The sequence below is a fragment of the Microcystis sp. genome (assembly GCF_048564745.1).
In the GTDB taxonomy this organism is placed as follows: Bacteria; Cyanobacteriota; Cyanobacteriia; order Cyanobacteriales; family Microcystaceae; genus Microcystis; species Microcystis ichthyoblabe_A.
Genome location: NZ_JBLZRT010000036.1, coordinates 1 through 12,028, shown reverse-complemented (window position 1 = coordinate 12,028; position 12,028 = coordinate 1). Strand labels below are relative to the sequence as shown.

14 protein-coding genes are annotated in these 12,028 nt (G+C 45.5%); 8 read left to right on the top strand and 6 right to left on the bottom strand.

Features of this window, described 5'->3' with window-relative positions; translation table 11 throughout:
• Positions 1–357 precede the first annotated feature (357 nt).
• From ACOCD9_RS06185 to lpxC, 3 genes are all read left to right on the top strand, one after another.
• Complete coding sequence (locus ACOCD9_RS06185; RefSeq protein WP_287715058.1) at positions 358–1,236, top strand: Hpt domain-containing protein; 879 nt, start codon at positions 358–360, stop codon at positions 1,234–1,236.
• A gap of 271 nt (positions 1,237–1,507) precedes the next feature.
• Complete coding sequence (locus tag ACOCD9_RS06180; RefSeq protein WP_419546774.1) at positions 1,508–3,595, top strand: BamA/TamA family outer membrane protein; 2,088 nt, start codon at positions 1,508–1,510, stop codon at positions 3,593–3,595.
• Between the two features lie 78 nt (positions 3,596–3,673).
• Entirely contained in the window at positions 3,674–4,486 is an 813-nt protein-coding gene (lpxC, locus tag ACOCD9_RS06175) for a UDP-3-O-acyl-N-acetylglucosamine deacetylase (RefSeq protein ID WP_287702992.1), read from the top strand.
• Here lpxC and ACOCD9_RS06170 read toward each other — a convergent pair.
• Positions 4,467–4,694 carry a DUF2887 domain-containing protein gene (locus tag ACOCD9_RS06170; RefSeq protein WP_287703000.1) on the bottom strand — a complete coding sequence of 76 codons (228 nt, stop codon included), beginning with the start codon at positions 4,692–4,694 and terminating at the stop codon, positions 4,467–4,469. The genes lpxC and ACOCD9_RS06170 overlap by 20 nt on opposite strands.
• A 48-nt stretch (positions 4,695–4,742) precedes the next feature.
• Between ACOCD9_RS06170 and ACOCD9_RS06165 the strand changes: the two genes are divergently transcribed.
• Together ACOCD9_RS06165 and ACOCD9_RS06160 are read left to right on the top strand one after the other, a co-directional pair.
• On the top strand, positions 4,743–4,940 hold the full coding sequence (locus ACOCD9_RS06165; protein ID WP_287702990.1) for a DNA-binding protein: 198 nt from the start codon (positions 4,743–4,745) through the stop codon (positions 4,938–4,940).
• A 17-nt stretch (positions 4,941–4,957) separates the two neighbouring features.
• On the top strand, positions 4,958–5,323 hold the full coding sequence (locus ACOCD9_RS06160; protein ID WP_230401049.1) for a type II toxin-antitoxin system death-on-curing family toxin: 366 nt from the start codon (positions 4,958–4,960) through the stop codon (positions 5,321–5,323).
• Between the two features lie 197 nt (positions 5,324–5,520).
• Here ACOCD9_RS06160 and gatA read toward each other — a convergent pair whose 3' ends face one another.
• Positions 5,521–6,972 (bottom strand): Asp-tRNA(Asn)/Glu-tRNA(Gln) amidotransferase subunit GatA, encoded by a 1,452-nt coding sequence (gene gatA, locus ACOCD9_RS06155; RefSeq protein WP_419546772.1) that lies wholly within the window; start codon positions 6,970–6,972, stop codon positions 5,521–5,523.
• Positions 6,973–7,107: 135 nt separating this feature from the next.
• On the opposite strand from gatA, the gene ACOCD9_RS06150 reads away from it, so the two are divergent.
• The 3 genes from ACOCD9_RS06150 (at position 7,108) to hetL (ending at position 9,394) form a co-directional block, all read left to right on the top strand.
• Positions 7,108–8,118: a DUF6398 domain-containing protein gene (locus ACOCD9_RS06150; RefSeq protein WP_419546771.1), complete on the top strand. Its 1,011-nt coding sequence runs from the start codon at positions 7,108–7,110 to the stop codon at positions 8,116–8,118.
• Positions 8,119–8,315: 197 nt separating this feature from the next.
• Complete coding sequence (locus tag ACOCD9_RS06145) at positions 8,316–8,678, top strand: ArsR/SmtB family transcription factor (RefSeq protein WP_016514338.1); 363 nt, start codon at positions 8,316–8,318, stop codon at positions 8,676–8,678.
• Between the two features lie 53 nt (positions 8,679–8,731).
• Positions 8,732–9,394 carry a heterocyst differentiation pentapeptide repeat protein HetL gene (gene hetL / locus ACOCD9_RS06140; RefSeq protein ID WP_287702984.1) on the top strand — a complete coding sequence of 221 codons (663 nt, stop codon included), beginning with the start codon at positions 8,732–8,734 and terminating at the stop codon, positions 9,392–9,394.
• Positions 9,395–9,582: 188 nt separating this feature from the next.
• On the opposite strand, the gene ACOCD9_RS06135 is transcribed toward hetL, so the two are convergent.
• The 4 genes from ACOCD9_RS06135 to ACOCD9_RS06120 all read right to left on the bottom strand — a co-directional run bounded on the left by ACOCD9_RS06135 (position 9,583) and on the right by ACOCD9_RS06120 (position 11,659).
• Entirely contained in the window at positions 9,583–9,801 is a 219-nt protein-coding gene (locus tag ACOCD9_RS06135) for a hypothetical protein (RefSeq protein WP_419546769.1), read from the bottom strand.
• Positions 9,802–9,804: 3 nt separating this feature from the next.
• A complete protein-coding gene (locus ACOCD9_RS06130; protein WP_008206475.1) occupies positions 9,805–9,942 on the bottom strand; it encodes a photosystem II reaction center protein K in 138 nt (45 codons plus the stop codon).
• 50 nt (positions 9,943–9,992) lie between these two features.
• Positions 9,993–11,117 (bottom strand): tRNA guanosine(34) transglycosylase Tgt, encoded by a 1,125-nt coding sequence (tgt, locus tag ACOCD9_RS06125; protein WP_287702982.1) that lies wholly within the window; start codon positions 11,115–11,117, stop codon positions 9,993–9,995.
• Between the two features lie 80 nt (positions 11,118–11,197).
• A complete protein-coding gene (locus tag ACOCD9_RS06120) occupies positions 11,198–11,659 on the bottom strand; it encodes a hypothetical protein (RefSeq protein ID WP_287702980.1) in 462 nt (153 codons plus the stop codon).
• Positions 11,660–12,028 lie beyond the last annotated feature (369 nt).

The following is a 12,028-nucleotide window of genomic DNA, read 5'->3' as shown; positions in this document are numbered from 1 at the left end:
CGATAGCTCAAATGTATATCTATCGTTGCTAATTCAATTTCACTGAAAAAATATCAGGGCTCTTCTCGACTTTGTGTGATAATTTTTGCTTATGGAATCTTGAAATGCTTATCGGGCAAGACGTTTAGGGCTATTTTAACGTTCGGCGATGACTTCGGCGTGAGATCAGTAGTTCGACAAGCTCACTAACACGAACGCTCAGTCGAGCCGAGGAAGAAACTATCAGTATAGACCTCGTTTCCACACATAAACCAGAAGAGCTGCCAGTTTTCCTAGCCATTGCCTCATAACTGATATATTTCCTGAAAAACTGGGCAATCTAGGACTAGACAGCATCGTGATAAAGGGGATAAGACTTTGGACTCTGCTAACGCTCAGAAAATTCTCGGCTATTTCATCGAAGAAGCAAAAGAACACCTGGAAACTTTGGAACAGGGGATTTTAGACTTAGGCAATCTCGTCAACAACAATGAACAGATGAACGAGATGTTTCGTGCCGTCCATTCCGTCAAGGGGGGGGCGGCCATGTTAGGTTATGGCAGTATCCAAAAAACTGCTCACCGTCTTGAGGATGCTCTTAAAATACTGAAAGAAAATCCTATAGAAGTCGATCAAAAATTAGAGTCTTTGTTCCTCAAGGGTTATGATCTGCTTCAGATATTGATCGATAAGCTGCAGAGTCCCTTGGGTTTGCAAGGCGAGGAAGCTGACGCTATCGTTAAAAACGGTGAAGCGACTTTTGCCGAATTACACGCCCATCTTCACTATCTTCTGGGCCAAGGAAAATCGACCCCAGCTATTGCGGCGGCCTCTTCTATTTCTATCAGCGTCAGAGATATCCTCAAACAGATGTTACAACTGTTCAAACAGCAAGAAACCAGCGCTTCCCGTCAGCAATTACAAAAATTAATTTTACCTCTGTCTAAATTGGCTTCAGAACAGCAACAATGGCAATATTTAGTTAAAAATGCCCAATCGGCCCTGGCTAACCCCAAACATTCCTATCGTACTCTCGCCCCAGTTATTATTAAGGAATTAAAACAAGCTAGTGATTTATTAGAATGGGGTCGCGGGGAAGAAATCACCGTCAGTCAAGAATTGCAATTATTAGCCACCGCCAAATTACCACAAATCCTGATTACCCTGGAACCAGAATTAGTAGCTAGTACCCTGCTGCAAATGTTCAATCGCCAACAGGTCTCGCAACTGGTACAGTTATTACAAACGAGACGTTAACAGCTGCCCCGGCGTAACTAATTGTGCGCCAACCGAGGTGGCAATAATCCTCGATGGTGAATTGGGATAGAGCCAAACCAGAAAAAGCTAAGATATGGCAAGATAAAAACTTAATGCTGACGGCTGACCAATATCAGACCTAAGGCAGCATCTCTTGAGTCACCGGTCAAGCCGGGATTTACTGAGAGTAAGCGATCTGCTAGAGTTTTAACGTTGGTTAAATTTCTCGGGCAGAGAAAACAAACAAAACCATAATGGTGTTACTGGGTGTGTGGAAGTGCTTAAAAATCTCAATTTTTCGAGGCGATACTCCTCGCTGGCCCTGCTGCTGGCTATTTTCGGATTATTTCACGGGACGGTCATGGCCCAAGAAGAACCCCCAGAGACGGTTTTTCCCCGCGTCGAGCAGCTAGTACAGTCTCCTCCTGCGACGGGAGAAACTACTCCACCCGTGGCACCGGCACCGGAAACCCCGACGGAAACCCCAACGGAAACCCCAACCCCTCCAGAAACTCCCCCAACCTCCCCACCAGCGCAGGCCGAGGAGTCGCGAGTTTTGGTGGCTGAAGTGGTAGTACAAGGGGCCGATCGAGAATTAGAAAATCTAGTTTATAATACCATTCGCACCCGACCCGGACGAAGCACGACTCGATCGCAACTACAAGAAGATATTAACGCCGTTTTTGCCACGGGATTTTTTGCCGATGTGCGTGCAGTTCCCCAAGATACGCCCCTAGGGGTGCGAGTTACCTTTGAGGTGCAACCTAACCCCGTTTTTCAGGGTGTACAGATTCAAATTGCCCCGGAAACCGTGGACAAATCGATTTTACCTGCCGGGGTGGTCGAGGAAATTTTCGCCAGTCAATACGGCAAAACCCTGAATTTGCGGGAATTACAGGCGGGGGTCAAAAAAATCAATGACTGGTACAGCAAAAACGGCTATGATCTAGCCCAGGTGATTGGTGCGCCGCAAGTCACTCCCGATGGTCGGGTGATTCTGGTCATTTCCGAAGGTTTAATCGAAAAAATTCAAGTACGTTATTTTAACGTCGAACAGGAACCGGTCAAGGCTAAAACCAGAGAATTTATCATTACTAGGGAAATGCGCCTAAAAGCGGGGGATATTTTCAACCGCAATACTGCCCAACAGGATTTACAGCGTGTTTTCGGTCTCGGTTTATTCGAGGATGTGCGTCTGTCTTTTTCCCCCGGCAGCGATCCAAGTGAGGTGATTGTTAACGTCGATGTGGTAGAAGGTAATACTGGTTCCCTGGCTGCTGGGGGCGGTATTAGCTCGAATGCGGGCTTATTCGGCACTGTCAGCTATCAACAGCGCAATTTTGGCGGTAATAACCAAACTTTAGGGGCAGAAGTCCAGTTAGGGGAACGGGAATTTTTATTTGATCTGAGTTTTTCCGATCCTTGGATTGCCACGGATAATTTCCGCACTTCCTACACGGTGAACGTTTTCCGGCGACAGTCGATTTCTCTGGTTTATGATGGGGAAGATTCCTCAATTCGGACTCTTAACGACAATGATAGTCCCCGTATCGTCCGGACGGGTGGCGGTATTACTTTTGTCCGTCCTTTGGCCCCTGATGTGTTTACGAAACCAAAATGGGTGGTTTCCCTAGGCTTTAACTATCAACAGGTACAGGTGCAAAATGCCAATGGTGACATCTCCCCTCTGTCTGCACCTCTCAACGGTTTTGGCAGTCAACAACTGTCCTTTAGTTCCTCTGGGATCGATGATCTACTTTCCCTAAATATTGGCGCTATTCAAGATTTTCGCGACAATCCCCTGCAACCCACCAGTGGTTCCTTCCTGCGTCTAGGTTTAGAACAAACTATCCCAGTCGGTTCTGGCAGTATTTTCGGCACTCGTGTTCGGGGTAGTTACAGTTACTTTATCCCCGTTCGCTTTATTAATTCCTTTAATCTCTTTGAAACCGATATTTTTAAAGGTCAGCAATCCCTCGCTTTTAATGTGCAAGCAGGGACAGTATTAGGCGATTTACCCCCCTACGATGCTTTTATTGTGGGGGGTAGTAACTCTGTACGGGGTTACGCCGAGGGAGAAGTGGGTAGCGGTCGCAGTTATTTCCAAGCGACGGCCGAATATCGTTTTCCCATTGTCGCCATTATCGGGGGGGCTTTATTTGTCGATTTCGGCACTACTGTTGGTTCCCAAGGGGATGTTCTAGGTCAACCCGGGATTGTCCGGGATTTACCCGGTACCGGTCTCGGTTACGGTTTGGGTGTTCGGGTACAATCTCCCGTCGGCCAAATTCGGGTTGACTACGGTTTTAATGTCGATGGTGGTTCTCGTCTCCATTTCGGTATCGGGGAACGATTCTAATCAGTTATCAGTTATCAGTTATCGATAAATTTAGTTCTTTTTGTTGTTCACTGATAAAAGCTTTATTACTTGATAATTATGGTTTCTACTATCTCTAAACAATTTGAATTATCGGGAATTGGACTGCATTCGGGGGAGATAACACGGGTGCGCGTCTGTGGGGCAAATCCAGGGGAAGGACGTTATTTTGTCCGCAGAGATCTAGCCAATCAACCGATTATTCCCGCTCTAGTTTCTTCGGTTTACCAAACGACTTTATCAACAGAATTGGGACAGGGAGAAGCAAAGGTTAGAACCGTTGAGCATTTATTAGCGGCCTTAACCGCTTTGGGGGTAGAGGATGCTCGCATTGAGGTGGATGGTGCGGAAATTCCTCTCCTTGATGGTTCGGCCAAAATCTGGGTGGCAGCGATCGAAAATGCCGGTTTAAATAACTCTTTTTCTCCATCAGATTTAACTATTTCTCAACCGATTTGGTTGTACGAAGGAGATGCTTTTGTAGCGGCGATTCCTTCCCCTGAATTACGTTTTACCTACGGCATCGATTTTACCTATAAACCGATCGGTAATCAATGGTATAGTTGGAGTCCTGATCAAGAAAGTTTTCGAGATGCGATCGCGGATGCCCGGACTTTCGGTTTTGCCGATCAAATTGAATATCTGCAAAAGGCTGGTTTAATTAAAGGAGGCAGTTTAGAAAATGCTTTGGTCTGCGATCAAAATCAATGGTTAAATCCTCCTTTACGCTTTGATAATGAGCCAGCAAGACATAAATTATTGGACTTAATTGGTGATTTGAGTTTACTGGGAACCATTCCCACCGCTCATTACATGGCTTTTAAAGCCAGTCATAAACTTCACGTTCAATTAGCTAAAGCAATTCAGGGTTAATTAGGGTTTGCGGCAAAAAGTTTTTCGTGGGGGTAGGGTGGAGGGATTCCCCTTCCCTTAATTCCTCGAGATAAAAACGTAAAATCCTGCCTGAGTTGATTAACTCCCCATAACGAGCAGTCTCTACGCTTTCCACTGAACGCCGAGGATAAATAACTACTCCCTGCCAGTTGTTGCTTAAGTCCGTTTGGTGGAGATAGAGGAAGATCTCACTGAGGTTATAATGTTAAATATTTAGACTATTGAGAGGTTTTTAATGGCTTCCATTACTGTTAATATCTCAGATGAGCAGTTTCGACGATTACAACAGTTAGCTCAGAACAGTCAAGTTTCCCCTGAAGACTTACTCAGTGCCAGCATAGAAGATTGGTTAGCTTGTCCTGAAAACGAATTTACTCAAGCATCAAGCTATGTACTCAAGAAAAACGCTGAACTTTATCGTCGTTTAGCATGATACGCTATCTAACATTAGTGGAAGTCCTCGATTTACATCATCAAATTATTCAACAGTCCCAAGGAGCTATGGGTATTCGTGACCTAGGTTCTTTAGAGTCTGCTATTGCTCAACCACGCATGACATTTGGCGGGCAGGATCTTTATCCGACAATTGTTGATAAAGCTTCAGCTTTGGGATTTTCAATTGTGATGAATCACCCATTTCTTGATGGCAACAAGCGCACTGGTCATGGGGCAATGGAAACATTTCTTGTGTTGAATGGACTGGAGATTAATGCTTTTGTAGATGAGCAAGAACGAGTCATTTTAGCTTTAGCCTCTGGTGAATTAGAACGTGTTGCCTTTACCAATTGGTTACGGCAAAACGTTGGAGCAAGCTAACACCGTGTTGGATTCGACCTTACCAAAGTGATTTATAAAAGCCAAAGTTTGGCGGCTGCCGCTCAACTTAGAATGGGATGACGAATTAACAGCTTTTTCGGTAACTTTTCCCCAATTAAGAGAAGACTTGAGACATTTTCAGTGTTGCTGATTTTTACTTGATGGCTACCGGCAAAAGATAGCCACCAGCAATTGTATCAATTTGTAAAAGATGGTTGACGTTTGTGCCAATCGGTGGCCTGTTCGTAGGCGTGGGCGACGTGAAATAATTGATCTTCGCGCAGCACATTACCCACTAATTGTAAACCAATCGGCAAACCTTGCCCATCAAAACCGCAGGGAAGACTTAACCCGGGTAAACCGGCTAAATTGACGGGAATAGTCATTAAATCCGATAAATACATACTCAGAGGGTCCGCCGTTTTTTCCCCAGCTTTAAAAGCTGTGGTCGGTGAAGTGGGAGAAACTAACACATCTACCGATTGAAAAGCTCGATCGAAATCCTCTTTGATCAAAGTCCTCACCTTTTGCGCTTTCAGGTAATAAGCATCATAATAACCCGCCGAGAGGGTATAGGTTCCCAACATAATCCGGCGCTTGACTTCCGCACCAAAACCCTTGGCGCGAGTCTTGGTGTACATATCAATCAAACTATCGGCATCTTCCCGAATACCGTATTTAACCCCATCGTAACGGGCTAAATTCGCCGATGCTTCCGAGGGGGCGATAATGTAGTAGGTGGGCAATCCGTAACGGAAACGGGGACAGGAAATCTCTTTAATTGTGGCACCGAGGGCCTTTAACTGCGCTAAAGCTTGATTAACTGCCTCGGCAACCACCTGATCCAAACCTTCCCCGAAAGTTTCCTTAATTACGCCAATTTTTAGCCCTTTTAAACTGGTTTTCAGGAATTGGCTATAGTCGGGAATCGGCAGATTGAGACTGGTGGAATCTTGGGGATCGTAACCTGCGATCGCTTGTAATAAAATCGCCGCATCTTCCACAGTACGACCAAAAGGACCAATCTGATCAAGAGAAGAAGCGTAAGCCACCAAACCAAAGCGAGAAACCAAGCCATAGGTCGGTTTTAGCCCAACAACGCCACAAAATGAAGCTGGTTGACGAATTGAGCCACCGGTATCCGATCCTAGGGCCACCACGCATTCTTGAGCGGCCACAGCCGCAGCCGAACCCCCGGAAGAGCCTCCAGGCACCCGGGATAAGTCCCAAGGATTAGCAGTAACGTGATAACCGGAGTTTTCGGTGGAACTCCCCATGGCAAACTCGTCTAAATTGGTTTTACCGACGATAACTGCCCCTAAATCTCGTAATTTTTGGGTAACGGTGGACTCGTAGGGGGGGACAAAATTCTCTAAAATCCGAGAAGCGCAGGTGGTGGGGATACCCTTGGTGCAGAGATTATCTTTTAGCGCGATGGGAATACCTGCTAACAGATGCAGAGATTCACCCCTGGCGATTTTCTCGTCCACTTTTCGGGCTTGTGCGAGGGCTAAATCTGGGGTTAAATGGAGAAAGCTTTTTACTTGTGGTTCGATCGCTTCGATGCGAGCGAGAAATTCTGTGGCGATTTCGACGGCTGTTTTTTCTTTATTAACGAGTTGTTGATGCAGTTGACGAATCGAAGTCATGTTCAGTTACCGGTTACAACCACCGTCAGGAGCAAGCAACAACCCCGGACAGCAAAGACTATTTTAGCGTCAGTTTGGCCGTCGGTCAGCTAATCCCCTAAAATTAAAGGAAAGCCTCGGAGAAAAACTAGAGTTATGACTTTTAATATCCGACAATTAGATAATTTAGACTACGATGAAGCCGAACCCTTATTAGAAGATTATATTACTGGAGCGATCGAAGAATATATCAATTCGCCAGAAGGACAGGCCTATTATCAAGAAAAACAAGAAGGTGGTGGTTGGATTGCCACCTTTATCGAGTGTGGCTATCTCTATGAAAGTTATACCCTTGCTACCATGACTAAGGCAGATGTGCAGATCTTAATGGAGAAGATTTTACCACGCAAAATTACTGTCCTCGATCCGACGGAAACGGAAGATGCTATCCCTGAATTAATTAGTTTTTGGCAATTTCTAGGACGAGAATATAAATTAACTCAGGCTAAGGCTATTATTAAATATTTAGAGCAATTAGGAGATCGCTTTAGTCAACTGATGAACAATCCCAACAGTGGCGGTTTTATGAAAAATCTCCTGTTACAAGCGCATCAGCAGGGTTTTGATATCACCAGTCAGGAGGGTTTAACAGCTTTTCAAGAAAAATATAATGCTGAACAACGCGCCAAACAGCAAGCGGCAGCAATATTGAAACAAACGCCTCCAGTTGTTCCTAAATCGGAAAATGTTCCCAAGGCAATGCAGGCCAAATATCAAGAAATTATCGATATTACCGATAAATTTGCCGCTCAATATCTTAATGAAGAATACGCCCAACTTATTCGCCAATTAACCGCAACTTTAGCTCGTAAGCGTCCCTCTCCCCTAGAAAAAGGTAAGGTCAATTCCTGGGCTGCTGGCATTACTCACGCCCTAGGAATGGTCAATTTTCTCTTCGATCCTAGTCAAAATCCCCACATTTCGGCCACAGAACTTTATCAGGCTTTTGGGGTTGCTCAAAGTACAGGACAAGCTAAATCAAAACAAGTGAGAGATTTACTGAAGATGTCCTATCTTGACTCAGAATGGGCTTTACCAAGCAATTTAGAGAACCATCCTAGCACTACGGTCCGGCAGTTAATCAGTACCATGCTCGGTGATAATTAGGGTTTGCGGCAAAAAGTCTGTTGGTGGAGTTAGGAGGCACTCTTGCAGCAGTAGATTCCTGAATGACCCAATCTCGATCTAGTTTGCCGACTAGACTCTAGTTACCCTTCCAGTTAAACTATAGTAGTCAATAGTTATAAAGTTTTAAACGATCACCTATTGTCAGCCTTTTTAACTGGTCACTTTATTACCCACCTATGTTAGACAGTTTCTCCCCCCAAACCTCTAGCGTCGTCCTCGCTTCAGTGGCGGACTATTTCAAAGTCCTGTCGGAAGTCAGTCGCCTACAGATTCTCAGTTGCTTGCAATTAGGCGCGATGAATGGTAAAGAAATCGCTGAAGCTACCGGACTAGGTCAAGCCAATCTCTCCAAACACCTGAAAGCTTTAACCCAAGCAGGAATTATCTCGCGGCAACCCCAAGGAGTCAGCGTTTACTATCAAATTACCGACCCCGTGATCTATGATCTCTGTAAGGTGGTTTGCGATCGTATTAGTCAGCAAATGCGTCAACGGGCCAGAGAATTCGAGAGTCTGCCGGCTTTCCATCTCCCTAAATAAAGATTACCAAACCCTTGACATTTTGCCTCAATTATGATAGTGAAAAAATTTCCATGCTCCTAGAAGAACTTTGTCAACGCTATCGGGAGGGAGAAAGAGATTTTCGGGGGATTAATTTGCGGGAAGGCGACTTAACTAATATTATCCTCCCGGGAGTCAATTTTTGCCGTGCTGATCTGCGACAGGCGCGGTTAGGAAAAATACGCCTTGCGCGATCGCTGCTGAGAGAAGCGGATTTAAGTGAGGCGATTCTTTGGGGAGCAGATTTAAGTCAAGTGGACTTTTATCGAGCTTGTTTACGCGATGCGGACTTAAGCGGGGCTAATCTGATCGAAGCCAATTTAGAAGCCGCTTATTTAACCAAAGCCGTCTTAAACGGTGTTAATCTCAACAGTGCTAATCTCCAGCAGGCCCTATTAATCGATGCAGATTTTCGCTCCACTTCCGACCAACGCACGGACTTGGGCAAAACTAACTTTTGCGGAGCCGATCTCAACTATGCCAATCTGAGCGGCTCCCTGTTATATCGAGCTAATTTCGCCGATTGCCGACTTTGCCGGGTTAATTTTCGTGCTAGTCCCGAAAGAGACGGATTTATTACCGATCTCACCGGGGCCAGTTTCCGGGGTGCGGATCTCAGTTATGCCGATTTGCGCGGGGCAATTTTAGAAGATGTGGACTTGACTGATGCTGATTTAACTGGGACTTTGTTTTAATCTGGTAAGCTTTTTCAGTAATCAGTAAAAAGTAAACAGTAATCAGTAAACAGTAATCAGTGAAAAGATGTCATTTCACTTAAAACTCAAATCTGCTCACTGATAACTGCTCACTGATAACTGATAATTAAGGGTCGATTTATTTAAGGCTTGCTGAATAAATCTAAAAACCTTGTTGGATAAGACTTTTAGACTTTTTTTCCCTCAAAAAGTGCCAGCCATTGCGGGGATCGGGGGGAAAATTCTGGAACTTTTTCCCTGAAAATTAGGTAACTGACTACCTCAAAATCGGTAAAACCCCACACCCCACACCCCACACCCGTTCGGACCTCGGCGTGAGCTCGGTCGAACGCTGAGCTCACGGCCGAAGCCCACACCCTGCCCCCAGGAAAAGCTTTTTGCCGCAAACCCTATTTAAAACCGACGGATGCTTGCCAAACAAAGGCCAGCAAGAGGAAAAATAGGGGAATCAGGGGCAAGACATCGACTAAGGGGTCGAAAATTTGGTATGCTTCCGGCAATTTGGCCAACAAAAGTGCAGTTTCCATCTCTCTATCTACCTTGACAAGAAAATTTTCAAACGTTTCCTGAAATTTTATCACGTTGGGGTAACATCTACGGCATCCTCAAGCCAAGGGGCAAAATCTTGGGCAAAAGTCCCCCCTAGGATAGATTGACGAATTTCACGGGTAAATCTGATTAATTCGGCGATATTGTGCAGAGATAAGAGAATATAACCCAACATTTCCCCCGATTTAATTAAATGATTCAGATAAGCACGGCTAAAGTGTTGACAGGTGTAACAGGGACAAGTCTCGTCTAAAGGGGCGAAATCCTCCTTAAAACGGGCATTTTTGAGGTTCCAACGCTCTCCCCGCACCAAAGCCGTGCCATGGCGACCAAAACGGGTAGGAATGACGCAATCAAACAGATCTATGCCACTAGCGATCGCCTTGGCCATTTCTCCATAGGTTCCCACTCCCATCAGGTAACGGGGTTTATTTTCGGGGAGTAAAGGGGCAGTTATCCGAACAATACGATGAATTAGGCTCGTTTCTTCCCCCACACTCACGCCACCGATAGCGTAACCGGGTAAATCGAGTTTTACTAAAGATTGCGCCGCCGCTGCCCGTAAATCCTCATAGATTCCCCCTTGGACTATGGCGAATAAAGCCTGTTCTTGGGGTCGTTGATGGGCCCCCAGACAGCGCTCTAACCAGCGATAGGTGCGTTCGATGGATGCTTTCATGGTCTCATGACTGACTCCCGTGGGGGGACATTCATCGAAGGCCATAATCACATCAGCACCGAGGGCATTTTGAATCTGAATCGATTTTTCTGGCGTAATTTCGATGATTCTACCGTCCCGGGGCGATCGAAAGGTGACTCCCGATTCTTTAATTTGCCGCAGTTGACTGAGGCTAAATACCTGAAATCCACCCGAATCTGTTAATATTGGCTGATTCCAAGCCATAAACTCGTGTAAACCTCCCGCTCTCTCGATAATACTTTCTCCTGGCTGCAGATGCAGGTGATAGGTATTAGCCAGAATCATTTGCGCCCCCGTGCTGGCGATTTGAGCGGGGGTCAAACCTTTCACCGTGGCCAAGGTTCCCACGGGCATAAAACGGGGTGTTTCTACCGGTCCGTGGGGAGTATGCCAAACCCCAACCCGCGCACCGGTTTGGGGACACCTGGCGGTTAATTCAAAGGAAAATCCCACTGTTTCAGTTATCAGTTATCAGTTATCAGTTATCAGTAACCAGTTATCAGTTATCAGTTATCAGTATTTTTGCTCACCGCCTAAAAGGGGCAATCGTTGTCGTCTTCGTCTTCAAACTGCACATCCCACTTAGCAGAAAGTACCTGAGTAACCATGGCTTCGAGGGTATCGGCATTGAAACGGGCTTTCATCTCGGGGTCTTGCAGTGGATTACTCAGGGGAATTAGCCGTAATTGCCGATTGTCTTGGATCAGATCAAAATAGGTTTCACCGTCGGGAGAGCGGGTTAAACGCAGACAATCGAAGCTATAGGTATTTAGATAAAGACTGTAGTTAGCAACTAGGGTGCTTTGCTGATAATCGGCGAAAACTTCCACTATCCATCCCTCCCCTTCACTCTGAATCACCCCCTCGAGACTATGGATGTAGCGAACTCGTCCGAGATCATCGAGGAGACGACGCATATCTTCTTTAGCGATGACCACGCCAGAATCAATAATACAGGGGGCGGGCAGGGGCTGTGAGGGCGGATGATAGTTCATAGGGATTGCCAGTAAAAAAATTTCCGTTAATAACCCACCGGAGGGGTTTCCACCGATTCCTGTTGCAATTTTTTTCGGGTTACGTCTCGATCTTAACCCAATCCGCTAGAACTTTTCACTGTTACTTAAGATTAAGACCGAAGATCGATGATTAATTTCTACTTACTAAATATTTACCTAAAATGTCGGCTTGAAGGAACCCTCGGTTTTACCCTATCCCTTGTGGGGATCTTTCTTAACAATTTTGTCAGTAAGCACTCCAACCCTTATCGTGACTTGATTTCAGTTTTTTCTTTGTCAGTAAGGGTGTCAACAAGGAATATTACAGATTGTTAACCGAGTCTTGAAAGCCTTGTGCTACAAAGGTTT

Bases quoted from the DNA above. Each gene is read 5' to 3' on its own strand.
- hetL (WP_287702984.1), top strand. From the start codon at position 8,732: ATGCTCCTAGAAGAACTTTGTCAACGCTATCGGGAGGGAGAAAGAGAT.
- ACOCD9_RS06120 (WP_287702980.1), bottom strand. From the start codon at position 11,659: ATGAACTATCATCCGCCCTCACAGCCCCTGCCCGCCCCCTGTATTATT.
- lpxC (WP_287702992.1), top strand. From the start codon at position 3,674: ATGGTTTCTACTATCTCTAAACAATTTGAATTATCGGGAATTGGACTG.
- gatA (WP_419546772.1), bottom strand. From the start codon at position 6,972: ATGACTTCGATTCGTCAACTGCATCAACAACTCGTTAATAAAGAAAAA.
- ACOCD9_RS06130 (WP_008206475.1), bottom strand. From the start codon at position 9,942: ATGGAAACTGCACTTTTGTTGGCCAAATTGCCGGAAGCATACCAAATT.
- ACOCD9_RS06145 (WP_016514338.1), top strand. From the start codon at position 8,316: ATGTTAGACAGTTTCTCCCCCCAAACCTCTAGCGTCGTCCTCGCTTCA.
- ACOCD9_RS06165 (WP_287702990.1), top strand. From the start codon at position 4,743: ATGGCTTCCATTACTGTTAATATCTCAGATGAGCAGTTTCGACGATTA.
- ACOCD9_RS06150 (WP_419546771.1), top strand. From the start codon at position 7,108: ATGACTTTTAATATCCGACAATTAGATAATTTAGACTACGATGAAGCC.